This is a genomic window from Leisingera sp. M658, from assembly GCF_025144145.1.
Taxonomy (GTDB): domain Bacteria; phylum Pseudomonadota; class Alphaproteobacteria; order Rhodobacterales; family Rhodobacteraceae; genus Leisingera.
Genome location: NZ_CP083546.1, coordinates 3,888,834 through 3,913,818, shown reverse-complemented (window position 1 = coordinate 3,913,818; position 24,985 = coordinate 3,888,834). Strand labels below are relative to the sequence as shown.

At 65.7% G+C, this 24,985-nt stretch carries 18 protein-coding genes; 10 read left to right on the top strand and 8 right to left on the bottom strand.

Annotated elements, in window-relative coordinates; genetic code table 11:
- The first annotated feature begins 73 nt into the window (after positions 1-73).
- Positions 74-2,074, top strand: a complete 2,001-nt coding sequence (gene pbpC / locus K3724_RS19115) for a penicillin-binding protein 1C (protein ID WP_409201389.1) — start codon at positions 74-76, stop codon at positions 2,072-2,074.
- A gap of 180 nt (positions 2,075-2,254) precedes the next feature.
- On the opposite strand, the gene K3724_RS19110 is transcribed toward pbpC, so the two are convergent.
- From K3724_RS19110 to K3724_RS19095, 4 genes are read right to left on the bottom strand one after another with little or no spacing between them, the layout of a single operon-like run.
- Positions 2,255-4,297 (bottom strand): hypothetical protein, encoded by a 2,043-nt coding sequence (locus K3724_RS19110; protein WP_259988251.1) that lies wholly within the window; start codon positions 4,295-4,297, stop codon positions 2,255-2,257.
- A gap of 9 nt (positions 4,298-4,306) precedes the next feature.
- Positions 4,307-7,090, bottom strand: coding sequence for a DUF4159 domain-containing protein (locus K3724_RS19105; protein ID WP_259988249.1), 2,784 nt, complete (start codon positions 7,088-7,090; stop codon positions 4,307-4,309).
- On the bottom strand, positions 7,087-7,992 hold the full coding sequence (locus K3724_RS19100) for a DUF58 domain-containing protein (RefSeq protein ID WP_259988247.1): 906 nt from the start codon (positions 7,990-7,992) through the stop codon (positions 7,087-7,089). Before K3724_RS19100 ends, K3724_RS19105 begins: the two co-directional genes overlap by 4 nt.
- The gene (locus tag K3724_RS19095) at positions 7,989-8,996 is read right to left on the bottom strand and encodes a MoxR family ATPase (protein WP_259988245.1); all 1,008 of its coding nucleotides are present in this window, start codon (positions 8,994-8,996) and stop codon (positions 7,989-7,991) included. Before K3724_RS19095 ends, K3724_RS19100 begins: the two co-directional genes overlap by 4 nt.
- Positions 8,997-9,060: 64 nt before the next feature.
- On the opposite strand from K3724_RS19095, the gene K3724_RS19090 reads away from it, so the two are divergent.
- From K3724_RS19090 to K3724_RS19080, 3 genes are all read left to right on the top strand, one after another.
- Positions 9,061-9,657, top strand: coding sequence for a DUF1285 domain-containing protein (locus tag K3724_RS19090; RefSeq protein ID WP_259988243.1), 597 nt, complete (start codon positions 9,061-9,063; stop codon positions 9,655-9,657).
- A gap of 540 nt (positions 9,658-10,197) precedes the next feature.
- Positions 10,198-10,950: a hydroxypyruvate isomerase family protein gene (locus K3724_RS19085; protein ID WP_259988241.1), complete on the top strand. Its 753-nt coding sequence runs from the start codon at positions 10,198-10,200 to the stop codon at positions 10,948-10,950.
- A gap of 90 nt (positions 10,951-11,040) precedes the next feature.
- Positions 11,041-11,277 carry a DUF2798 domain-containing protein gene (locus K3724_RS19080; protein ID WP_259988238.1) on the top strand — a complete coding sequence of 79 codons (237 nt, stop codon included), beginning with the start codon at positions 11,041-11,043 and terminating at the stop codon, positions 11,275-11,277.
- A 343-nt stretch (positions 11,278-11,620) separates the two neighbouring features.
- On the opposite strand, the gene polA is transcribed toward K3724_RS19080, so the two are convergent.
- Positions 11,621-14,422, bottom strand: a complete 2,802-nt coding sequence (polA, locus tag K3724_RS19075) for a DNA polymerase I (RefSeq protein WP_259988237.1) — start codon at positions 14,420-14,422, stop codon at positions 11,621-11,623.
- A gap of 151 nt (positions 14,423-14,573) precedes the next feature.
- Here polA and K3724_RS19070 point away from each other — a divergent pair, with 151 nt between their 5' ends.
- The gene (locus K3724_RS19070) at positions 14,574-15,011 is read left to right on the top strand and encodes a hypothetical protein (RefSeq protein WP_259988235.1); all 438 of its coding nucleotides are present in this window, start codon (positions 14,574-14,576) and stop codon (positions 15,009-15,011) included.
- Positions 15,012-15,056: 45 nt separating this feature from the next.
- Here the strand turns inward: K3724_RS19070 and K3724_RS19065 are convergent, their stop codons facing one another.
- Positions 15,057-15,542: a flavodoxin family protein gene (locus K3724_RS19065; protein ID WP_259988233.1), complete on the bottom strand. Its 486-nt coding sequence runs from the start codon at positions 15,540-15,542 to the stop codon at positions 15,057-15,059.
- 131 nt (positions 15,543-15,673) lie between these two features.
- Positions 15,674-15,868 carry a zinc-finger domain-containing protein gene (locus K3724_RS19060; protein ID WP_129372375.1) on the bottom strand — a complete coding sequence of 65 codons (195 nt, stop codon included), beginning with the start codon at positions 15,866-15,868 and terminating at the stop codon, positions 15,674-15,676.
- 71 nt (positions 15,869-15,939) lie between these two features.
- Here K3724_RS19060 and K3724_RS19055 point away from each other — a divergent pair, with 71 nt between their 5' ends.
- Positions 15,940-16,878, top strand: a complete 939-nt coding sequence (locus K3724_RS19055) for an ABC transporter ATP-binding protein (RefSeq protein WP_259988230.1) — start codon at positions 15,940-15,942, stop codon at positions 16,876-16,878.
- Positions 16,879-17,011: 133 nt separating this feature from the next.
- On the opposite strand, the gene K3724_RS19050 is transcribed toward K3724_RS19055, so the two are convergent.
- Positions 17,012-17,518 carry a DUF1203 domain-containing protein gene (locus tag K3724_RS19050; protein WP_259988227.1) on the bottom strand — a complete coding sequence of 169 codons (507 nt, stop codon included), beginning with the start codon at positions 17,516-17,518 and terminating at the stop codon, positions 17,012-17,014.
- Positions 17,519-17,752: 234 nt separating this feature from the next.
- Here K3724_RS19050 and K3724_RS19045 point away from each other — a divergent pair, with 234 nt between their 5' ends.
- The 4 genes from K3724_RS19045 (at position 17,753) to K3724_RS19030 (ending at position 24,815) form a co-directional block, all read left to right on the top strand.
- Entirely contained in the window at positions 17,753-20,680 is a 2,928-nt protein-coding gene (locus K3724_RS19045) for an error-prone DNA polymerase (protein ID WP_259992689.1), read from the top strand.
- Between the two features lie 145 nt (positions 20,681-20,825).
- Positions 20,826-22,343 carry a 2,3-bisphosphoglycerate-independent phosphoglycerate mutase gene (gene gpmI / locus K3724_RS19040; protein WP_259988225.1) on the top strand — a complete coding sequence of 506 codons (1,518 nt, stop codon included), beginning with the start codon at positions 20,826-20,828 and terminating at the stop codon, positions 22,341-22,343.
- Positions 22,340-23,473, top strand: coding sequence for a murein hydrolase activator EnvC (locus K3724_RS19035; protein WP_259988223.1), 1,134 nt, complete (start codon positions 22,340-22,342; stop codon positions 23,471-23,473). The genes gpmI and K3724_RS19035 overlap by 4 nt, the downstream gene beginning before the upstream one ends.
- Positions 23,474-23,480: 7 nt before the next feature.
- Entirely contained in the window at positions 23,481-24,815 is a 1,335-nt protein-coding gene (locus K3724_RS19030) for a S41 family peptidase (RefSeq protein ID WP_259988221.1), read from the top strand.
- The last annotated feature ends 170 nt before the right edge of the window (positions 24,816-24,985 follow it).

The following is a 24,985-nucleotide window of genomic DNA, read 5'->3' as shown; positions in this document are numbered from 1 at the left end:
GGGACGGGCGCTGCCCGGCCTTCGGCCAGGCAAAAGATGGAAATTGTACACCGCTACTTTAGCGGTCCTGCTTGTGGCTGCCTTCACGGCGTGGCGCAGCTTCGACGCTTGGATTGACAACACAAACCTCCCCCTCACTCTCGCCGAAACCTCCACCGAGGTGCTCGGCCGAAACGGCAAGCTTTTGCGCGCCTACCCAGTCGGCACAGGCCTCTGGCGTCTCGCTGTCCAGCCCGCGGACGTCGACCCGCGCTTCCTCGGCATGCTGCTGCGCTACGAGGACAAGCGCTTCCGCTCCCACGCCGGTGTCGACCCTATTGCCTTGCTGCGCGCAGCAGGTCAGGCGCTTTGGAATGGCCGCGCGGTCTCCGGCGGCTCTACCCTGACCATGCAGGTGGCGCGCCTGCTGGAGGACGGCACCACCGGCCGCTGGGCCGGCAAGCTGCGCCAGATGCGGGTGGCGCTGGCGCTGGAACGCCGCCTCAGCAAGGACGGGATCCTCACCCTCTACCTGACCCACGCTCCCTATGGCGGCGCGGCAGAGGGTATCCGCGCGGCAGCCTACAGCTGGTTCGGTAAAGAACCCAAGCGCCTCACCCCGGCAGAAGCGGCGCTGCTGGTCGCCCTGCCGCAATCCCCCGAACGCCGCCGCCCGGACCGTTTCCCAGAGGCCGCCAGCGAGGCCCGCGACCGGGTGCTCGCCCGGATGCAGCGCCAGGGCCTCCTGAGCGAAGAACAGGCCGAGGCCGCCCGCCGCACTCCGCTGCCGCACCAAATGGCGGCCTTCCCGCGGCTGGCACCGCATTTGGCGGACCGGGTTAAGGCACAGCACCCTGGTAAGCGGCAGATCAGGCTGACCATCGACAGCGCGGTGCAATCCCGGATGCAGCAGTTGCTGGCAGAGGCCGCCCGCAGCACCACCCCGAGTCTCTCCGCTGCGCTGATCGCCGCGGACCACCAGACCGGCGAAGTGCTGGCGCTGGTTGGTTCTCCCGGCTATTCCGATGCGCAAAGGCGCGGCTTTGTCGACATGACACAGGCGATCCGCTCCCCCGGTTCGACCCTGAAGCCGCTGATTTACGGCCTCGCCTTCGATCAGGGGCTGGCGCATCCGGAAACCCTGATCCACGACGGTCCCGTCAACTTCGCAGGCTACGCGCCGCAGAATTTCGATGGTGAGTTCCGCGGCGACATAAGGGTGCGTAAAGCGCTGCAGCTATCGCTCAACATCCCAGTGGTGAAGCTGACGCAGGAGCTGGGACCGGCGCGCGTGCTGGCATCCTTGCGCGCTGGCGGCGCCAAGCCGGAGCTGCCCGGCGGCGCCCCCGGCCTGGCGCTGTCGCTGGGCGGGCTGGGCATCAGCCTGCAAGACATGGTACAGCTTTACGCCGGGCTGGCATCAGGCGGGCAGGGACCGGCCTTGCGCATGCTGCAGGGCGAAACGCGCACACCCGCAGGCCACCTGACCTCGCCCGAGGCTGCCTGGCAAGTCGCAGACATCCTGCGCGGGCTGCCGGTGCCTGCAGGTGTGCGCCGCGGCACCATCGCCTATAAGACCGGCACCTCTTATGGCCACCGCGATGCCTGGGCGATCGGCTGGGACGGGCACCACGTGATCGGCGTCTGGATGGGCCGTGCCGACGGCACGCCTGTCCCCGGTATCTTTGGCGGTGACCTTGCAGCGCCGGTGCTGTTTGAAGCATTTGGCCGCCTGAAACCCGCCCTCGACCCGCTGCCGCCGCCGCCACCCGCCACGCTGATCGTCAGCTCGGCCGAATTGCCGCCGCCCCTGCAGCGCTTCCGCCCCCGCGATGCCGCCTTCTCGGAACCCGAAGATGCGCCGGAACTGATCTTCCCGCCCGAAGGCGCCCGGCTGATGCTGGAAGGTGCGGACCTGACACTGAAACTCCGCGGCGGCACCGCGCCGTTTCTGGTGATGGCAAACGGCCTGCCGGTGCTGACGGGACAGCGTCGGCGCGAGTTCTCCCTGCCCAGCCCCGGCCCTGGTTTTTCTTCGCTGGTGATTGTCGATGGTGCAGGCCGGTCTGACCGGGTTGACCTGCGGATTGACTAATGCGGGTGGCGTCAATCGACGCGGGGCACTGCCGGGCAGAGGTGTTTCGCTTCGGGCTGCGCCCGAAGCGACCCGCGCCGCGCCTTTGGCGCGGCGCATGGCCCAACTTTCGCGGGGGTCCGGCAGGAAACCTGCGGTGGGCGGGAGGACCCCGCCCGTTGTGAAACCGGTTGAAACCGCCTACCGCCGCCCTTCCCGCAGCCAGCCCGCGACGATAAAGAAAGACGCCATAACCAGCGCCAGCCAGCCGGGCAGCAGCGGTCCTTGGCTGACCGAGAGAGTCTCATAAGCCGCGCGCGGCGTAAGTCCGATCCAGCCGCGTCCCGCCGCCGGGCGCCCGGCCCGCACGTTGCGTAAGGACGGCATACCCTCCTCCAGCCGCAGCACACCGCCGCGCAAAGGTTCCAGAACCGGCGCCAGAACTTCGTCGGTGGCAATGGTTTCCTCGAATTCTTTCGGTGCCGCGGGCCCCAGCCCGGCCACTGCCGTCTCGCCGCCTTCTTCCAGCCGGTACAGCCCCGCTTCCGGGCCTTCATAACGGGCCTCCCACTGTCCCGGCGCAGTCTGGCGCAGCGCCAGCTCCACGGTGGAGCCATCCGGGTTGGTCACCGTCACCGGCCCTGCCTGACCGGCAAGCGTGCGGCGCAGGATACGCATCCGCTGGCCCGAGGCCTCAGCCCACAGTGCTTCTTCCTCCAGTTCCGGTTCTTTCATCATCCAATGGGCGAGACGGCGCAGCAGTTCCAGCTGCGGCCCGCCGCCTTCATAGCCGCGGCTCCACAGCCAGGCATGGTCCGAGGCCAGCAGCGCCACCCGCCCCTCGCCCACCCGGTTCAGCACCAGAAGGGGGCGTTCGCCCGCGCCGTTCATCAGTACATGGCCCTCGGGGCGGCGCAGCTCAACCTGGCGCAGCCAGCGGCCCCAGTCCGCAGCCCCCTCCAGTCCCGAGGTCACCGGATGCTGCTTGCCCAGATCCGTCACTTCCGGGCGGTAGGCCTCTTCCAGCACCCGCGCCGAGGGTTCGGCGGGAAGGATCAGCGACAGCGGCGAGCGGTAGATGCTGTCGGCGCTGGCAAAATCGGGGCCGGCGGCCACCAGCACCGCGCCGCCGCCCATCGCGTAATTGGCCACATTGTCCAGATAGACCGCTGGCAGAATGCCGCGCCGCTTATAGCGGTCAAAGATGATCAGGTCGAAATCGTCGATTTTCTCCAGGAACAGCTCGCGCGTCGGGAAGGCGATTAGCGACAGCTCCTCCACCGGCACGCCATCCTGTTTTTCCGGCGGGCGCAGGATGGTGAAATGCACCAGATCCACGGCGCTGTCGGATTTCAACAGGTTGCGCCAGGTGCGCCCGCCCGCGTGCGGTTCGCCCGAGACCAGCAGCACCCGCAGCCGGTCGCGCACCCCGTTGATCTGCACCAAGGCCTGGTTGTTGCGCGCCGTCAGCTCGCCCGGCTCTTCCGGCACGCTGAACCTGATTACATTGCGCCCGCCGTGCTGCAGCACCATCGGCAGCTCGAAATCGACGCCGATTGGCAGGGTGAAACGCTGCGGCGCGTCGCCGCCGACTGAAATGTTCAGATCCGCAAAGCCACCCTGAACCGGCACCGCACCCTGATCCTCGATCCGCAGCGTCAGCTTCACCGGCTCGCCGATGATCGCAAAGCCGGGGGCGTTTTTCACGATCAGGCGGCGGTCCCAATCGTCTTTTCGGCCCGTCAGCAGCAAATGCATCGGCGCAGGCAGGTTCAGCACCTGATCCGCGTCATGCACCTGCCCGTCGGACAGGGCAATGATGCCGGCCACCCGCGCCCGTGGCTCATCCGCCAGTGCCCCGGCCACTGCCGCCATCAGCCGTGTGCCCGCGTCGCCTTCACTGTCCGGAACGGTGACCCAGCGCACCTCAGTGCCTGCCCGGGCCGCCAATGCTGCCTTCAGCTGGGTCCGTGCCCGCGCCATCTGTTCCGGGCGGCTGCGCAGCTGCTGGCTGGCAGTCTGATCCTCGGCCACAATCACGATGTCGCTTAAAGGGGCGCGATCCTCGCTCTGATGCACCGGGCCTGCCAGCGCGGCCAGCAGTACAAGCGCCGCCAGCGCCCGCAGCGCCCAGCCTGACAGGCCCCTCCACAGGCCCAGCACCAGCGCCGCCAGGGTTATGGCACCCGCAGCCCAGATCACCGGCCATGGCACCAGCGGGTCAAACAGGATCGTCTGTGTCATCGGGTTCCCCTATTGCCCCAGCCGGTCCAGCAGTGCGGGCACGTGCACCTGGTCGGATTTGTAATTGCCGGTCAGCACATGCATCACCAGGTTGACGCCGAACCGGAACGCCAGTTCGCGCTGCCGCTCGCCGGCATAGCCGCGTCCGACCGGCAGCAAGGGCCGCCCGTTGCCGTCCACCGCCCAGGCCGCCGCCCAGTCGTTGCCGCCGATCACCACCGGCGTCACCCCGTCGTTGAGGTTGCGGAACGGAATGCCCTCGGCCTGTTCGGCATCCGGCGGTGCGGCCTCGACCCAGACCGGGCCGCGGCTGTGGCGGCCGGGAAAGGCCTGCAGCAGGTAAAAGGCACGGGTCAGCACATGGTCCTCCGGCAGCACTTCCAGCGGCGGCACGTCCAGCGGCAGCGCAATCTGCTGGAGCCGCCGCGCCGCCGGGCTGGTGGCGCCAGAGACCGCCAGATCCGCATCCCGGGTGTCGAACAGGATCATGCCGCCCGCCCGCAAGTATGCGTTCAGCTTGCCGTAAGCCTGGGACGAGGGCAGCGGTTGATCCCGCGTGACCGGCCAGTACAGAAGCGGATAAAACGCCAGCTCATCGCGCTCCAGATCGACACCCGCCGGGGCGGCAGGCTCAACCGAGGTGCGGAAGAACAGCGTCTCGGACAATCCGCGCAGGCCGGCCGCTGCGATGCGGTCCACCTCCCGGTCGCCGGTCAGCACATGCGCCAGCACTAGTTCCGAGGCCAGCTCCGCCGCTCTGAAATCTTCAGGCGCCGCTACGTTCTGCGCCTGCAGCTCCTGCGGCGCGGCCCATGCCGCCAGCCCCAGCGCAGCTGCCAGAGCTGCAGTCCGGGCACCGCCCAGCAGGCCGGAGAGTGCCAGCGTACCCAGCACATCCAGTGCCAAGAGCCCCAGCGCCAGCGTCAGCAGCGCGCCGCCCAGCGGCAGCTCCTGCGGCGCGTCATAGCTGCTGACCGCAACCGAGGCAGGCCAGCGCGCGGCCTGCAGCTCATCCTCTGGGCGCAGCACATTGCGGGCCAGCATCCGGCGCCCGCCATCATAGACGCCGGGGCGCAGCTCCGGCCCGGCGGGTGCGGCCACCAGATCCGGGCCTTTGACGCCGGGCAGCGTTTCCGCCGCCGCCAGCCGGCCAAAGCCGTCCAGCACTTCAACCGGGGTCCAGGTGGTGCCCTCCAGGTCCGCAGCCGTAGGTGCGGCGGCAGAGGAAGACACCGCCAGCCGCTCCAGCATCGAAACAAACAGGCCGGACAGCGGCAGGCTGCTCCACTCTGCATTGGCAGTCACGTGAAACAGCACCACCTGACCCTGGCCCAGCGTCTTGCGGGTGACCAGCGGCGTGCCGTCGCCCAGTTCGGCAATCACCCGGTCCGCCAGCTGCGGATCGGGCTGTGCCACCACCTGCGAGCTGATCGAGACCTCGCCCGGCACCTCCAGCCCGTAGAAGGGCGAGGCCTCGGCAAAGGGTGCCAGTGTCTTGGGCTCGCCCCAGCTCATCGCGCCGCCAATGCTGCGGCCGCCAATGCGCAACCGCACCGGCATCAGGGGTTCCTCGCCGCTGCGCGCGGTGTCGCTGGCGGCCAGCCTTGGCCCGGCAAAGCGCAACAGGAGGCCGCCGTTTTCCACCCATGTGATCACCGCCTCTTCCTGTGCGGGCGCCAGCCGCGCCACATCCGCCAGCACGATCACATCCGGGTTGGCAGGCAGCAGATCCGCCAGCGCGCCTTCCAGCAGTTCGGCAGAAGGCGCCAGCGCCTGGCGCAGGTAATGCAGCGGCGACAGCAGCGCCAACGCCTCATCGGCGCTTTCAGAGGAGACCAGCGCCACCTCGCGCCGCCGCAGGCTGTCATCGGTCAGCGCCACTGCGCCTGCGGATTTCACATCGCGGATTTCGAACCGCGACAGCCGCGCGCGCAGCTCGGCCGGCAGCGACAGCTCAGCCGTGGCGCTGCGGGCGCCATCCGCAAACCGCAGCGGCAGCACCGCCAGGCTGCGCGCGGTGCCGCCGGGGTCTTTGCCCTGCGCGACCACCGAAACCTCCTGTGCAGGCCCGGCGCGGCTGCGCTGCACCGTCAGTTCGATCGCCCCGCCGGAATAGCTGGCGGGCTGCAGCCCCAGCACCGGCAGCGGCTGCTCAAAAACTTCGATATCACCACGGCGGCTCAGGGCTTCGATCACTCTGCCGCGGTCCGGATACGCCAGCCCGTCGCTGAACCAGACGGTGTCAAATCCGCCCTCTGCCGCGGCAATCGCGGCCACGGCCTGCTGCAGCTGATCCGGCCCCGGCTGCCAGGGCAGCGGCGCCAGCCCGGCCAATTGCCGCTGCCAGTCGCTGGCAGCGCGGAACTGCAAGGGTTCCGGCGCGCTCAGCCGCAGGACGGCCACCGGGCGTCCGGCGCGGCCCGCCTCCTCCAGCTGCGCCGCGGCCTGGGCGCTGGTCTGTTTCCAGCCCGCAGCTCCGCCCCAGCTGGCATCCATCACGATCAGCAGCGGCCCGCGGCCGCCTGCCTCTTCGGTTGCGGGATTGAGAACCGGTCCCGCCAGCCCGATGATCGCCGCCGCCACCGCCAGTGTCCGCAGCAGCAAGAGCCACCAAGGGGTGCGGTCCGACAGGCTCTCGTCGTCCTTGAGGCCCAGCAGCAGCGTCACCGCCGGAAACGGCTGGCGCTTGGGGGCGGGCGGTATCGCACGCAACAGCAGCCACAGCACCGGCAAAGCCAAGAGCCCCAGCAAAAGCCAGGGCGCGGTAAAACCGATGCCTGCAATCATGGTCATGGCGCGGTCCGCTCCAATGCGTGGTAAAGCCACATCAGCGCATTTTGCGCCGTATCGCCGGTGTGATGCTGGCCGAACCGCCAGCCGGCCTCGCGGCACAGGCGCTCCAGCACGCTGCGGCGCTCGGCCAGCCGGTCCAGATAGCGCTCCTGCAGCGCCGAGGCCTTCAATGTTTCATGTGTGACACCGCCTTTGATGCTTTCAAACACCGTGCGCCCGGAGAACGGAAAGGCCTCCTCTGCCGGGTCCAGAACCTGCAACAGCACCCCGCGCACGCCGCGTGCCGCAGCCTTGGACAGCGCCTGCTCCATCGGTTCGGACGGCCCCAGGAAATCCGAAATGAACAATGCGCGGGCATGCGGGATCAGGGCGCGGTCGTTCGGCGGCGCGTAATCCTGTTCCGCGTCGTCCGAGAGCGCCTCGGCCAGCCGCAAGATCTGCACATTGCCGCGCCGGGGCGGCAGGGTGCCGCCGGTCAGGCCAACCCGCTCGCCGCCCTGCACCATCAGCACCGAGGCCGCCAGCGCCAGCAACCTGGCGCGGTCTGCCTTCTGCGGCAGCTTTGGCGTGGAGGCAAAGCGCATTGAGGCGCCGGTATCCACCCACAGATGCACCGTCTGGGAAATCTGCCACTCCCGCTCGCGCACAAACTGGATGTCGCCGCGGGCCGAACGCCGGTGGTCGATCATCCGGCGGCTGTCGCCCGCTTGCGCAGGCCGGTACTGCCAGAAATCATCCCCCGTGCCCGCGCGGCGGCGGCCATGCTCCCCCATCAGGACAGACCCGGCCAAATGCCGCGCCTGCACCAGCAAGGGCGGCAGGGCGCTGGCCGCGGCCTCGGCCCGGTGCCGCAGCCCTGCTGCTGCCCCAGAGGCCGGAACGGAGGCGGTTTCTCTGGTCACGCGGCGGCACCGGTGCGGGCCAGATCAGCGGCGGTTTCGGCAATCAGGGCCGCCAGGCTGTCACCGCGCGCCCGCGCCGCAAAGTTCAACTGCATCCGGTGGCTCAGCACCGGCTGCGCCATGTCCAGCACGTCCTCGGTATTGGGCGCCAGCCGCCCCTGCAGCAGCGCCCGTGCCCGGACCGCCAGCATCAGCGCCTGCGCCGCCCGCGGACCCGGCCCCCAGGCCACGGTCTGCGCCACATGGTCGGACACGCCGGGTTCTTCGGGGCGGAAGGCGCGCACCAGATCCAGGATCATCTCGACCACCGATTCCCCCACCGGCATCCGCCGCAACAGGGTCTGCGCGCCGATCAGCTCCGCTGCCGTAAACACCTGATAAGCCTCGGCCTCATCGGCGCCGGTGGTGGCCAGCAGAATATCCCGCTCGGTCGCACGGTCCGGGTAATTCACGTCGATCTGCAACAGGAACCGGTCCAGCTGCGCCTCGGGCAGCGGATAGGTGCCCTCCTGCTCAATCGGGTTCTGGGTCGCCAGCACATGGAACGGCGCGCCCAAGGGCCGGTCCTCGCCCGCCACCGTCACCATCCGCTCCTGCATCGCCTGCAGCAGCGCCGACTGGGTGCGCGGGCTGGCGCGGTTGATCTCATCCGCCATCAAGAGCTGGCAGAACACCGGCCCCGGCACAAACCGGAACGAGCGGTGGCCGTCCTCTGCCGTGTCCAGCACCTCGGAGCCAAGAATATCCGCCGGCATCAGGTCCGGGGTGAACTGGATCCGGCTGCCATCCAGCCCCATCACCGTGCTGAGCGTCTCCACCAGCCGGGTTTTTCCAAGGCCGGGCAGGCCGATCAGCAGCCCGTGGCCGCCGCACAAGAGCACCGACAGCGTCAGGTCCACCACCCGTTCCTGCCCGATAAAGCGCTTGGTGATTGACGCGCGCGCCTGTTGCAGCTTGGCTTCCAGCGCCTCGATGCCGGCCAGCAGATCGTCCGTTTCAGGCATGACATTCCTCGTTTCCCGGATATATGCTGTTACTCTATCGTGCTGACTGGAAATGGCAAAAGCAATGAGCGGACAAAAAGCTGTGACACCCGATGCCGAAGGCCTTGCCGCGGCGGCCAAAGCGGCCGGCAAGGAAGCCAGGAAGCGCGGGGGGCTGCCGCCGGTCCACCTGTGGAACCCGCCGTTCAGCGGGGATCTGGACATCCGCATTGCCCGTGACGGCAGCTGGCATTACCTCGGCACGCCGTTCACCCGGTTCGAACTGGTCAAGCTGTTCGCCTCTATCCTCAAACTGGAGGATGGCAAATACTACCTTGTGACCCCGGTGGAAAAGGTTGGAATCACCGTCGAGGACGCACCATTCGTGGCGGTGGATTTCGATGTTGAAGGCGCGGGGCGTGATCAGCTGATCACCTTCACCACCAATATCGGCGACACTGCCGCGGCGGGGGCGGAGAATCCGGTCCGGGCCGAACGCGATGGCGAAACCGGCGAGCCGTCTCCGTACGTTATGATGCGGGCCGGGCTGGAGGCGCTGATCGACCGCAAAAGCTTCTACCGGCTGGCGGAGCTGGGCGAGCACCACGACGGCTGGTTCGGGGTCTGGTCCGGCGGGGAGTTTTTCCCGCTGATCCCTTCGGTGGAGCTGGAAGCGGACTAAACCTGCAACCAAAAGGTGCGTATCCGATTAATGCGGTGAGCGTTCGTCCGGGTGGAGGCAGTACGCACCCGCCACTGACGCGATAGGCCAACGTAGATAATCGCGGTAGAGCTAAACCCGGCTGCCGCCCACCGGCTCTGCCGGCTTGGGCCGCTTGATCTGGGCGGCAATTACCCCCAGCCGGTCAACCGAGGACAGCCGCAACAGCTGGCTCAACATCACCGGCACCAGGCCGAAAATCAGCAGCAGTATTTCAGCCGCTGGAAGGCCTGCTGACTAGGTGATCATCGCGGCTGCTGCCAGGGCATTGCCGCCAAACCCAGTTGCCGGCAGCGGCGCAGAAAGACCTGCGGTAAGGCGCTCGCGGCGCATCGTCATGGGTGCTATCCTTCGGATTTCCGGCGGAAACATGCCGGTTTCCTGAAGCTGCAGCCGAATCGCGGCCTCAGCTATTGCGGGAAAGCGACAATGCGTCGTTTTCTATCTCTTGGCCTCATGGATTTGCGCGGGATAAACCACCGTGAAGCCAGGAGAAACCCGATGCCCAGATTCGCAGCCAACATCTCGATGCTGTTTGCCGAGCTGCCCTATCCCGACCGGTTCCAGGCCGCAGCGGCGGCGGGGTTCGAAGCGGTGGAAATCCTTTACCCCTATGAGCTTGCCGCCAAGGAAACCCAGCGCGCCCTGCTGGCCAACGGGCTGGAGCTGCTGCTGATCAACGCGCCGCCGCCGAATTACACCGGCGGCACGCCCGGATATGCGGCCATCCCAGAGGGCGTCGACCGGTTCCAGCGCGACATCCGCAGGGTGCTGCGCTACGCCGAGGTACTGAAGGCTGGCAAGATCCATGTGATGGCGGGCTATACCAAGGGTGCAGAGGCGCAGCGGACCTTTGTTGAGAACCTGCAATGGGCCGCCGGCCGCGCGCCGGAGCAGCAGTTCACAATCGAACCTTTGAACAGCGGCGACCAGCCCGGTTACTTCCTGGACGACTACAACCTGGCGATGGAGGTGCTGGAGGCGGTGGACCGCCCCAATGTCGGTTTGCAGTATGATGCCTACCATGCCCAGCTGATCCACGGCGATGCGGCCAAGGTCTGGGAGATGTTCGGCTCCCGCGCCGTGCATGTGCAGATCGGTGCAGCACCCGGACGCTGCGAGCCAGGCACCGGTCCGGTCGATTTCCCGGCGCTGTTTGCCGCCATCGACGCCAGCGGTTATGACGGCTGGGTCAGTGCCGAATACACGCCCTCGACCCGGCGCACCGAAGACAGCCTTGGCTGGATGCGTTAAGCCGCCGCAGGCGGGCTGTTACATTCGTGAATTGAAATATGATGCGGCGGCCTGCATAAGGGCGGCAGGATCACAGGAAGGACCCCGCCGATGCTGCCCGCCCGTTTTGCCCCTCTGCTGTTCAGCCTGATCCTGTCGGGGCTGATGTCCTTCATTGTGACCGGTGTGGCGACCTGGAAAGCTCTGGGGATTGGTGCGGGGTTTATGCAGGCCTGGATGCAGGCCTGGTCGGTCAGCTGGCCGATTGCGTTTGCCGTCGCCTTCACGGCCGCACCGCTGGTGCGGCGGCTGGTGGCAAAACTGGTCAAAAAACCGGCCGACGGCTGAGGCCGGGCAAGGGAAAACTCCCGCCCGCTGCAAGCTGCATCTGCGATGCTGCAGCAGCCGTTGGGCGTGGCGCCGCTGGCGCGGCGCAGAGGTTCCGCTAGGAAGCCCCTAAGGGCAGGCCTGCCCTTGAGGGGTGTTTCCGATTGTTTTCTGTGAAGCCCGCGTCAAGGGCAAGCCGCGCTGAACGCGCGGAGCCTTGCGGCTCCCTTGACCCGGAGTGGAGAGAGTGCGGCAATCGCCGCGCCGCGCCAGCGGCGCTTGGCCCAATGGGATGAGATCGCCAGATCGAAGCCGGGCGGGAGTGCCCCGCCTGCCGCGCGAGGGCCGCCTCAAGATAACTGGCTTAGTGCGCCTCGGCCCAGTTCTGGCCTCGGCCTGCGTCTACCACCAGCTTTACGTCCAGATGCACCGCCGGATCGGCGGCAGTCTCCATCACCTGGCGGGCGGCTGCGATGGTCTCCTCCACTGCCGCTTCCGGCACTTCGAACAGCAGTTCATCGTGCACCTGCAGCAGCATCCGCGCGGGCAGATGGGCAATCGCCGCAGGCATCCGGACCATCGCCCGGCGGATCACGTCGGCAGCAGTCCCCTGGATCGGGGCGTTGATCGCGGCGCGTTTGGCAAAGCCTGCTTTGGGCCCCTTGGCGTTGATCTCCGCGGTGTGGATCTTGCGCCCGAACAAGGTCTGCACATAGCCATGCTCCTTGGCGAACTCCACCGTCTGATCCATGTATTTGCGGATGCCCGGGAAACGCTCGAAATACCGGTCGATGAACCCCTGCGCGTCCTTGCGCGGAATGCGCAGATTACGCGCAAGGCCAAAGCCGGAGATGCCGTAGATCACACCAAAGTTGATCGCCTTGGCCTGACGGCGGATCTCCGGTGTCATCTGGTCCAGCGGCACCTCAAACATCTCCGACGCAGTCATCGCGTGAATATCCTGCCCTTCGGCAAAGGCCGCCTTCAGCGCGTCGATCCCGGCCATATGCGCCAAAATACGCAGCTCAATCTGGCTGTAATCCAGTGACAGCAGCACATTGCCCTCGTCCGCCACAAAGGCTTCGCGGATGCGGCGGCCTTCCTCGGTGCGTACAGGGATATTCTGCAGGTTCGGATCGGTCGAGGCCATCCGCCCGGTGCTGGCCCCGGTCTGCGCATAAGATGTATGCACCCGGCCGGTATCTGCGTTGATATGGTCCTGCAGCGCATCCGTGTAGGTCGATTTCAGTTTGCTGAGCTGCCGCCAGTCCAGCACCCGCGCGGGCAGATCATGCTCGGTCGCCAGATCCTCCAGGATATCCGCACCGGTGGCATAGGCGCCTGTCTTGCCCTTCTTGCCGCCGGGCAGCGACATTTCGTCAAACAGGATCTCCCCCAGCTGTTTGGGGGAGCCGACGTTGAAGCTGCGGCCCGCCAGCTCGTGGATCTCGGCCTCCAAGCCAGCCATCTTCTGGGCAAAGGCATTGGACATCCGGCTCAGCGTATCGCGGTCCACCTTGATGCCGTTGCGTTCCATATCCGCCAGCACCGGCACCAAGGGCCGTTCCAGCGTCTCGTAAACCGTGGTCACCCGCTCCTGATGCAGCTGCGGCTTGAACGCCTGCCACAGGCGCAGGGTGATATCTGCGTCTTCGGCGGCATAAGGCACCGCATCATCAATCGGCACCCGGTCAAAGGTGATTGCCGATTTGCCACTGCCCAGCAGCGGCTTGATCGGGATCGGCGTGTGGTCCAGGTAGCGTTCCGACAGCGCATCCATGCCATGCCCGTGCATCCCGGCATGCAGCGCATAAGACATCAGCATAGTGTCATCAATCGGCGCCACATCCACCCCGTAGCGGTGCAGGATCTTAGCGTCGTATTTCATGTTCTGGCCGATCTTCAGGATCGCCGGATCTTCCAGCACGTCCTTCAGCATTGCGACAGCGTCGTTCAGCGGCATCTGCCCGTCGGACAACCCCTCGCCGCCAAACAGATCGTCGCCCCCGGCCTTATGCGCCAGCGGAATATAGCAGGCCTCGCCCGGCTCCACGCACAGCGAAATGCCGACCAGATCGACGACCATTTCATCCAGCCCGGTGGTCTCGGTATCCACCGCCACCCAGCCGCGCCGGCGGATGCGGTCCACCCAGACCTGCAAGGCTTCCGCCTCGCGGACGCATTCGTATTTGTCTTTGTCGAACGGCACTGCTTCGGGTGCTGTGACCTCAGCCGCAGCGGCGGCCGCTTCGGGAATGGCAGGCGCATCCATGCCCAGCTGATCGGCAAGGCGCTTGGTCAGGGTGCGGAACTCCATCTCCGACAGGAAGGTCAGCAGGGTCTCGGCATCCGGCACCATCACTTCCAGATCCTCCAGCGAGAAATCCAGCGCCATATTGCAATCCAGCTGCACCAGCCGTTTGGACAGTTCAATCTGCGCGCGGTGTTCGATCAGGGTCTGGCGGCGCTTGGGCTGTTTGATCTCCTCAGCCCGGTCCAGAAGGCTGGTCAGATCGCCGAATTCATTGATCAGCAGGGCCGCGGTCTTGATTCCGATCCCCGGCGCGCCCGGCACGTTATCAACGCTGTCACCCGCCAGCGCCTGCACATCCACCACCCGGTCGGGGCCGACACCGAATTTCTCATGCACGCCGTCGCTGTCGATCCGCTTGTTCTTCATCGCGTCCAGCATTTCAACACCGCCGCCGACCAGCTGCATCAGGTCCTTGTCGGATGAAATGATGGTACAGCGCCCGCCGGCATCGCGCGCCTGATGCGCCAGGGTGGCGATGATATCGTCGGCCTCGAACCCTTCAACTTCCTTGCAGGCGATGTTGAAGGCGCGGGTCGCCTCGCGGGTCAGCGGGAACTGCGGGCGCAAGTCCTCAGGCGCGGGCGGACGGTTGGCCTTGTAAAGGTCGTACATCTCGTTGCGGAACGACTTGCCGGAATGGTCAAAGATCACCGCCACATGGGTCGGCGCATCGGGGCCTGTGTTGCCCTCCACATAGCGCTGCAGCATGTTGCAGAAGCCGGCCACTGCCCCAATCGGCAGCCCGTCGGATTTCCGCGTCAGCGGCGGCAGCGCGTGATAGGCGCGGAAGATGAAAGCCGAGCCGTCGATCAGATGGAGATGGCAGCCCTTGCCGAATTGTGTGCCGCTCATGTGCGCCGCGCTCCCTGGAAAATCCGTTCGTGTTCAGTTTCCCGGTTATCGGTGATCCGGGCAGGAAGGGCAATTGGAGTTTGGGGCGCGGGCAGAGCCGTGCGTAATAGAGAAACTGGACGCGCAGCTCCGCCAAAGGTAGACGGGTGTTATGCAGGATACCGCTGGAAAAAACGATTACGAAGTGGAACCGCTTGATCAAAACAGCGGGGTTTGCAGCTGTTGCGGTAGCGAAACCCGTTTGGTCTGGGGATTTGTTCATACTCCGGAAAGCACCATCGCCAGCTTTCATGTGCAGTGGACCGCTGGTGCTGGGTTGGATCGTCACCCGGCCAATTATGACTTGATCATTGGACCTTGGGGGGAGGGCGCGTCTCCCGCTGATCGCGTTGCAGTTTCCTTGTTGCATTTTGAGAACGAGGATGGTCCAGGAGTAATGGTCATAGACGCTGATGCCCGCGCCTCCGCAAACAGTGATCTGGCCGACAGTGCATTTGATCGCGAAAGTGTTGCTGGGACCGAAGTGGCCGCTACCGCGTTTGCAATCTTTGATGCGGTCTATTTGCAGGATCCCCGGATCTACGGCTGATTACGGTCACGCTGGCGACCGCAACCACAGGCCGGTGCCTCTAGCTCAAAACACCCCCATCGCCAGCCCAGCACCCAGTGCCAATCCCAGCTCGCGGCAGGCGTCCAGCTGTTCCTCCGGGATCACTTTTGGCGCCAGAATGGCCTCAGGCGTCTGCGCATGGGTGCAGATGATCAGCGGCTCCTGCACCTGTTTTAATCGCCAGCCGGTGGCAATCCGGGCGCATTGGCGGGCGGCGTTCTCCCCATCCGAGCCGGCACAGACCATCTGCGCATAGGGCCGTCCGCTGAGCTGCCCCAGCACCGGATAATAGCAGCGGTCGAAAAACTCTTTCATCTGGCCCGACAGCGCCGCCAGGTTTTCCGGCGCGCAGAAGATGTAGCCATCCGCCGCCAGCAGATCCTCCGGCCCGGCCTCTTCGGCCCGCTTCAGAACCGTGGAAACCTCACCGCGTGCCGCCTCCGCCGCCACCTCCGCCATCCGGCGGCTGCCGCCGGTGCGTGAGTGGTAGACGATCAGAAGCTGTGCCATGTGCACCATCCGTTTGCTTCAGCCCTGCGGGACCATACCGGGCGCTGGCAAATTTCTTCGAAGAAATTTGGCCGGAAAATTTGAATTTTCCGGTTCCCAGCCGCTGCAGGCCTGGGCTGGGCCGCGTTGGATCACTCCGCCGCCTTGGCTGCATCCTCATAGATATACTTGCAGTCGCAATAGGGGCATTCTACGAAACCCTCGGCCTCGGGGATCTGCAAATAGACCCGCGGATGCCCCAGTGCGCCCTCGCTGCCGTCGCAGGCCACCTTGCGGCTGTTCACGATCCTGGTTTCCGGCGCTTCAGGGGGCGTGGCGGTGCTCATGGCTGGCAGTCCTTTCACTTTTCGGCTAGGCGCTTTTATGAGCCAAGGAAAAACCGGGGGCAAGAGCGGCGATGACAAGCGATGCAATCCGTATCAAAGCTTTGCGCAAAATTTACAAAGGGCACAAAGGCCAGCCCGGGAAACACGCGCTGAAGGGTGTCGATCTCACGGTGCCGCGCGGTTCGGTCTTTGGGCTATTGGGGCCGAATGGCGCCGGTAAATCCACTCTGATCAATATCCTGGCAGGGCTGGTGCGCAAGACCAGCGGGCAGGTGTCGATCTGGGGCTTTGACCAGGACGAAAACCCGCGCCAGAGCCGGGCTGCCATCGGTGTCATGCCGCAGGAGCTGAACCTTGATCCTTTCTTCACCCCGCGCGGCGCGCTGGAGGTGCAGGCGGGTCTTTACGGTGTGCCCAAATCCGAACGCCACAGCGACGAAATCCTGCGGATGATCGGCCTCACGGACAAGGCCGGGGCTTATGCCCGGACCCTCTCTGGCGGCATGCGGCGGCGCTTGCTGCTGGGCAAGGCGCTGGTTCACCGCCCGTCGGTGCTGGTGCTGGATGAACCCACTGCGGGTGTCGATATCGAGCTGCGCCAGATGCTGTGGCAGAACATCCGCAAGCTGAACGCGCAAGGCATGACCATCATCCTCACCACCCACTACCTGGAGGAAGCCGAGGAGATGTGCGACGAGATCGCCATTATCAACCAGGGCGAGGTGGTGGCGCGGGACAGCAAATCCAGCCTGCTGGGGCGGCTTGATGCCAAGACCATGGTGGTGCATCCGGCGGTGCCCGCCACGGTCATGCCGCAGGGCGAGGGGATCGAGGCCTGTTTGCGCGAAGACGGCGCCGTGGTGCTGCGCTACCGCAGCCGCCTGACCAGCGCCGAGGACGTGCTGGCCGCGGTCCATGCTGCCGGTATTTCGATCCGTGATGTGAAGACCGAAGAGGCAGACTTGGAGGATGTTTTCCTGTCGCTGACAAAGTCAGCCAGAGCGGGATAGTCTGTCCGGCAGGTTGGAACATCTGTTCCGCGCGGCCGGCAAGCCGGGCCGCGCTTGCCGGCCCGTCAATCCGCAGGTTTGCCTCCGGCAAAACAGACAGGCACGTTCGCGCCTGCCCAGGCAGACGCCGCCCTTAGTGTTCCGAGGTCAACGTGAGGGTTGGCACTTTCCCCTTTACCCCCCGGTCGATCCGCGCCTGGTAGCAGTTGTTGCGTGATGACCGGACGTGGATGTAGCTGACCCGCTCGTCCGCAAAGATCGCTTCCGTCTGCCGCCTCATCTCGGCCTGCGGGATGACAATGCCGGTGCCGTAAACAATCCGGTGATCGGCGCTGTAGCCTTTGATCAGGTAATCCGGGGAGCCCGTCAACATCTCCGGCATATCTTCGCCTTCGTGCCGTTCGCAATGATCGGCGCACAGGAAAATCGGCCCTGTTTCGGCATAGGGCTGTGCTTCGGGAAAGGGGCGGTGGGCCAGGATCAGCATGTCTTTACCATCGGGGATGTATTGCAGGCAGTGGCGGCAGGGGTTGCTGCCGCCGCCGGACACCGCGCGCTCCGGCGCTTGGCCGTGGGCATCGGCGCCGCCCTCCTGCAGCGCGCGGACAATCTCTGTGGGCAGGGCGGTGATCCTGATCATGGGTTTTCTCCTTTTGCTGACACCACCATGCCCGGACCGCCTCGCCGCAATCGACCCGGATCTTGCGCATCCCGCAGTGGCCTGAAACAAAGCGCTCCCGCCCGTCGTGCGGGCATTGAAAATGCCCTGCGGCGGTTGGGCCAAGCGCCGCGCAGCGCGCGGCGCGGGCGGCGTCTGCGGCTGGCGTTGCGGCAGGACTCCACATGAGAACAAAACAGGAATATCATGCAGGTCATGTTTGCCGAATTTGCCTGCCTTTCCAACTTCACCTTCCTCACCGGGGCCTCCCACCCTGAGGAATATGTGACCCGCGCGCTGGAGCTGGGGATCGCGGCGGTTGCCATTGCCGACGAAAACTCGGTGGCGGGCATCGTGCGCGCCCATGCCGAATGCCGCGGCATTGCCCGCCAGGTGCGCGAGCGGCAGGACTGGAACCGGCAGAACACGCCCATCGGCCCGCCGCCCCCCGAGGGCATCGCGCCGCCGCTTTCTTTCCCTATCTGCGATGCGCCACGGCTGATCCCGGCGGCGCGGCTTATCTTCAGTGATGCGCCAGAGGTGATCGCGCTGCCGGTGAACCGCGCGGGCTGGGGCAGTCTGACACAGCTGATCTCCACCGGGCGGCTCAGAGTGGAGAAAGGCAGCTGTCTCCTGCATATCGCTGACCTGCTGGAATTCGCGGAGGGTCTCCACCTTCTCCTGTTGCCGCAGGAGGAACATGGCCTCAGCGGTGCGGGCGGATGGGGGCCGCATATGGACGGGCTGACGCGCCGCTTTGCCGGCCGCATGCATCTGCTGATGACGCCTGCCTATGACGGCGGCGACCAAACACGGTTTGCGCAGCTCGCGGATCTCGCCCGGCATCTGAACCTGCCGCCGCTCGCCAGTGCCGCGCCAAAGATGCACCACGGCAGCCGCCGCCGCCTGGGCGATGTCCTCAGCGCCATCCGCCTGCGCTGCAAGGTAGAGACCCTGGGCCGTGCCGCCATGGCCAATGGTGAGCAGCGCCTGCGGTCAGAGGCGGAAATGCGCCGTCTGTTCCGCGGGTATGAAGACGCTGTGGAGAATGCCGCCCGGCTGGCGGAGCGGCTGAATTTCTCCCTGGATGAGCTGCGCTATGACTACCCGGATGAAGGGCGCGGCAGTGAGCCCCCGCCGCAACGCCTGCGGCGGCTGGCCGAGGAGGGCCTGCAATGGCGCTATCCGGGCGGCGCGCCGGACAAGGTGCGCAGCCTGCTGGAGCATGAACTGGCCCTGATCGGCAAGCTGAAATATGATCCCTACTTCCTGACGGTGCGCGACATCGTCGCCTTTGCCCGCTCCCGCGGGATCCTGTGCCAGGGGCGCGGCTCGGCGGCGAATTCGGTGGTCTGCTACTGTCTCGGCGTGACCTCGGTCAGCCCCGAACTCGGCACCATGGTGTTCGAGCGTTTCGTCTCCGAGGCCCGCGACGAGCCGCCCGACATCGACGTCGATTTCGAGCACGAGCGGCGCGAGGAGGTGATCCAGTGGATTTATGAACGCTACGGCCGCCACCGCGCAGGGCTGTGTGCCACGGTGATCCACTACCGCGGCAAGCGCGCCATCCGCGAGGTGGGCCGTGCCATGGGCCTGACCGAGGACACCATTTCGGCCCTGTCCTCGCAGCTGTGGGGGTTTTTCAGCGCCAAGGGGGTGGAGGCCGAGCGGATGCGCGAGATCGGGCTGGACCCCGGCAGCCGCCGCCTGCAGCTGACGATGCAGATGGTGGAGCAGATCATCGGCTTCCCGCGCCACCTGTCGCAACATGTGGGCGGCTTTATCATCACCCAAGGCCGGCTGGACGAGCTGGTGCCGATCGAGAATGCCACCATGGAGGGGCGCACAGTCATCTGCTGGGACAAGGATGACATCGACACGCTTGGTATCCTCAAGGTCGATGTGCTGTCCTTGGGCATGCTGACCTGTATCCGCAAGGCGTTTGATCTGCTGCAGCAGCACCACCAGCTGGATTACAGCCTGGCCACCCTGCCGCCCGAGGATCCGGCGGTCTACAACATGCTGTGCCGGGCCGACAGCATTGGCGTCTTTCAGGTCGAAAGCCGGGCGCAGATGAATTTTCTGCCGCGGATGAAGCCGCGCCATTTCTATGATCTGGTGATCGAGGTTGCCATCGTCCGCCCCGGCCCGATCCAGGGCGATATGGTGCACCCCTATATCCGCCGCCGCAATGGCGAGGAGCCGGTGCATTTCCCCTCGGACGCGCTGGGCGAGGTGCTGGGTAAGACCCTTGGCGTGCCCTTATTTCAGGAGCAGGCGATGCAGATCGCCATTGTCGGCGCGGGCTTCACGCCCGAGCAGGCCGACCGGCTGCGGCGGTCGCTCGCGACCTTCAAGAAACACGGCAACGTCAGCGAATTCCGCAGCCTGTTTTTGCGTGGCATGGCCAGGAACGGCTATGATACAGAGTTCTCCGAGCGCTGCTTTTCCCAGATCGAGGGCTTCGGCTCCTACGGGTTTCCGGAAAGCCATGCGGCGTCTTTTGCGCTCTTGGTTTATGCCTCTGCCTGGATCAAATGCCACCATCCCGGCATCTTTGCCTGTGCGCTGCTGAATGCGCAGCCGATGGGGTTTTATGCGCCCGCGCAGATTGTTCGCGACGCCCGCGAACATGGCGTAGACGTGCGCCCGGTCTGCATCAATAATTCCTATTGGGACAATGTGATGGAGCCCGACGGCCATGGCGGCCTGGCGCTGCGGCTGGGGTTCCGGCAGGTGAAAGGTCTGCGCGATGAGGACGCCGCCTGGCTGACTGCGGCGCGCGGCAATGGCTATACAGAGGTGGAGGACGTCTGGCGCAAGGCAGGCACCCCGCCGCCGGTGATCGAGCGGCTGGCTGAAGCCGATGCCTTTGCTGCCCTCGGGTTGAACCGGCGTGAGGCCTTGTGGGCGGCCAAGGCGATCGCCGCCCGCAAGCCGCTGCCGCTGTTTGCCCGCGAGCTGGAGGGCGAGGGGATTTACGAGCCGGAGGCGGATCTGCCGCAGATGGGCCTGGGCGAGGAAGTGGTGGAGGATTACGTCGCCATGCGGCTGTCCTTGCGGGCCCATCCGGTGGCGCTGATCCGGCATCTGCTGACACCGCAGAACGCGGGCGGCGGCGCGGGTGGCGGGCCGGGGGATTGAGTATTTGGGGAAAGATGAAGCGGATTGGCGGGCTTTGCACCGGCCTGCGCGCTGATAACGCCAACTGTGGCAGGAATGCCGGTTCACCCCGGCGCGGCGAGGCGTTAGAAGGCTTGCGAACACAGCCTTGCCCCGGAGCTACCCCATGACCGCACCCAAACCCGTTGTCCTGTGCATTCTTGACGGCTGGGGCAGCGGCGAACCCGGCAAGGCAAACGCGCCTTATCTGGCGCAAACGCCAACCTTTGATGCGATCCTGGCCAAGGGACCTGCCGCCCGGCTGATCACCCATGGGCCGGATGTGGGGCTGCCGACCGGGCAGATGGGCAATTCAGAAGTGGGCCACACCAATATCGGCGCGGGCCGGGTGGTGGCGATGGATCTGGGGCAGATCGACCTGGCCATTGAAGATGGCAGCTTCTTTGAAAACGGCGCTTTGCAGGCGTTTATCCGGCAGCTGAAGGACAGCGGCGGCGCGGCGCATCTGATGGGGCTGGTCTCGGACGGCGGCGTGCATGGGCATATCAACCACATTCTGGCGGCGGTGAAGGCGGTGACGGACGCGGGCGTGCCGGTCTGGCTGCATGCAATCACCGACGGGCGCGATGTGGCGCCGAAATCGGCCTTTCGCCATTTCCGCCGGCTGGAGGAGAGGCTGCCCGAAGGCGCGCGCATTGCCACCGTCACCGGGCGCTATTTCGCGATGGACCGCGACAACCGCTGGGGCCGCGTCAGCGAGGCCTATGATGCGATGATCCACGCCAAGGGGCGGCCGGGAATGAATGCCCACGGCGCGGTGGATCATGCCTATAATCAGTCGGAAACGGATGAGTTCATCGCCGCCACCGTGCTGGACGGCTATCAGGGGGTGAAGGACGGCGACGGGGTCTTTTGCCTGAACTTCCGGGCTGACCGCGCACGCGAGATTCTGCGCGCGATTGGCGAACCGGGGTTTGCTGAATTTGATGCAGGCGAGCGCCCCAAACTGGCGGGCCTGCTGGGCATGGTGGAGTATTCCGACAGCCACAGCGATTACATGACCACCTGTTATCCCAAGGCGGCGATTGTGAACACGCTGGGCGCCTGGGTGGCCAAACAGGGCAAGCGGCAGTTCCGGCTGGCGGAGACCGAGAAATATCCGCATGTGACCTTCTTCCTGAATGGCGGCAAGGAAGACCCGGAAGAGGGCGAGGAGCGGTTCATGCCGAAGTCGCCCAATGTGGCGACCTATGATTTGCAGCCGGAGATGTCGGCCCCCGAGGTGACGGAGAAGTTTGTTGAGGCAATTGCTGCGGGCTATGACCTGATTGTGACCAACTATGCCAACCCCGACATGGTCGGCCATACCGGCGATCTGAAGGCGGCGATGCTGGCCTGTGAAGCGGTGGACCGCGGGTTGGCGCAGGTGGTGGAAGCGCTGGAAAAGGCGGGCGGCGCGATGATTGTTACCGCAGATCACGGCAATTGCGAGGTGATGGTCGATCCGGAAACCGGCGGTGCCCATACCGCGCATACGCTGAACCTGGTGCCGGTGGCGCTGGTCGGCGGGCCGGAAGGCGCCACACTCCGGGATGGCCGGCTGGCGGACCTGGCGCCGACTATTCTGGAGCTGATGGGGCTGGAGAAACCGGCAGAAATGACCGGGGAGAGCCTGCTGTCATGACCTTGCGGGCGGGTCTTTTGCTGCTGGCGCTGCTGGCCGCGCCGCTGCAGGTTGCGGCGGACCCCGCCGGGGCCGCACGCACGGCGGCGGCGCAGCTGGAGGGGGCTTCGGTGCAATTGCAGGAGGCCGGCAGCTCCCGTGACCGGGTGAAGGCGCTGACCGCAACCGTGCAGGCGTTTGAGGCCGGGCTGGCGGCGATGCGCGACGGCTTGCGCCGGGTGGCGCGGCGCGAGGCGCAGCTGAGTGCGCAGCTGGCGGCGCGGCAAGAGGAGGTCTCGGGGCTGCTGGGGATTATCCAGACCATTGAAACCTCGCCGCCTCCGGTTCTGATGGTGCATCCTTCGGGGCCTTTGGGCGCGGCGCGCTCAGCGATGATGCTGGCTGAAGTGACCCCGGCCCTGCACGCCAGGGCGCAGTCGCTGAAGATGGATCTGGACGAGGTGCAAAGCCTGCGGCTGCTGCAGCAGAATGCGGCCAGGACGCTGGAGGAGGGGCTGGCAGGCGTGCAATCCGCGCGGGTGCAGCTGTCCACTGCCATTGCCGACCGCACCACGCTGCCGCGCCGTTTCACTGCCGACCCGGTGCGCACCGCGATCCTGATCTCTTCGACTGAAACCCTGTCGGGCTTTGCCGACGGGCTGGCCGAGATTGCCGGCGGTGACATCGCCGGGACCAGCGCCGACATCACAGAGCTGCGCGGCACCCTGCCGCTGCCGGTCGAAGGGCTGCTGCTGCGCGGCTACGGCGAACGCGATGCGGCGGGCATTGCCCGGCCCGGTCTGTTGATCGCGGCGCGTCCCCGGGCGCTGGTCACGGCGCCAACGGCGGCCACCATCCGCTATCGCGGGCCGCTGCTGGATCTGGGCAATGTGGTGATTCTGGAACCGCAGCCGGAGACGCTGTTTGTGCTCTCCGGCCTGGCCGAGGTGTTCGGCGAGGCGGGGCAAGTGATCCCCGAGGGCACGCCGGTGGGATTGATGAGCGGAGAAAACCCCAAGCCGGACGCAATTCTGTCACTTAGCGGTGAAGGGGGTGGAACTGACCGGACAGAAACGCTCTATATAGAAGTGAGAATGGACAACAGCCCGGTGGACCCGGAAACATGGTTCCGCACTGGAAAAGGTGGATGAAGGCTTGATGAGAAAATTTGCGATGGCGGCCATTGGCGGCACGCTGGCAGGGATCGTGGCAACAACCTATGTGGCGGGTCCTTTACTGGCGCAGGAAGGCACGCGCGAGGCAAATGTCTATGAGCAGCTGGATCTGTTCGGCGACATCTTCGAGCGCATCCGCGCCCAATATGTCGAGGAAGTTGACGAGAAAGAGCTGATTGAGGCGGCCATCGGCGGCATGCTGACGTCGCTGGATCCGCATTCCAGCTATCTGTCGCCGGATGATGCGGCCAGCATGCGGGTGCAGACCCGCGGCGAATTCGGCGGCCTTGGGATCGAAGTCACCCAGGAAGAGGGCTTTGTCAAAGTTGTCTCGCCGATCGACGGTACCCCGGCGGACGAGGCCGGCATGGAATCAGGCGATTTCATCACCCATGTGGATGGCGAAAGCGTGCTGGGCCTGTCGCTGGACGATGCGGTCACCCTGATGCGCGGACCGGTGGGGTCCGAGATTGTGATCACCGTGGTGCGCGAAGGCGAGTCCGAACCGTTTGATGTCTCGATCATCCGCGACACCATCAAGCTGACGGCGGTACGCAGCCGTGTTGAGGGCGATACCGTGGTGATGCGGATCACCACCTTCAACGATCAAACCACAACCAACCTGGTGTCCGGGCTGAAAAAGCAGATCGAGGATGCGGGCGGCAAGGACAATGTGAACGGCATCGTTCTGGACCTGCGCAACAATCCCGGCGGGCTGCTGACCCAGGCGATCAAGGTGGCAGACAGTTTCCTGGAATCTGGTGAGATCGTCTCGACCCGCGGCCGCGACCCAGAGGACGGCGAGCGGTTCAACGCAACGCCGGGCGATCTGGCGGATGGCAAGCCGATTGTGGTGCTGATCAATGGCGGTTCGGCCTCGGCCTCGGAAATTGTGGCCGGTGCGCTGCAGGATCACCGCCGCGCTATCGTCATCGGCACCAAGTCTTTCGGCAAGGGATCGGTGCAGACGGTGATGCCGCTGAAAGGCGAGGGTGCGATGCGTCTGACCACTGCGCGCTATTACACGCCGTCGGGCCGGTCGATCCAGGCGCTGGGCGTCAGCCCTGATATTGTGGTGCAGCAGCCCCGCCGAACCGCTGCGGCTGAGGAGGAGAACGACTCGCCTGCCCGCCGCTCGCGCTCGGAGGCCGATCTGCGCGGCAGTCTGAACAATGACAGCCTGAGCGAGGATGAGATCCGCCAGATCGAAGCCGACCGCGAAAAGGCCGAGAAGGCCGCCGAGCTGCGCGAAGAGGATTACCAGCTGGCCTATGCCATCGACATTCTGAAGGGGCTGGTTGCCCTGGGACCGAAGTAAGGCTTGGCCATATTGCAGCACAAAGGGGCCGTCCGGTTGGGCGGCCTTTTTCATGTCTGCTGTGCCGCCGGAACTGCCGGTGGCTGATCTGCTGATGTCTGGGGCTGCCGGTAAAAGGGATGGCGGCGCCGCCGGGCAGAGAATGGACAGACCCTGCGGGGCCTGCTCGG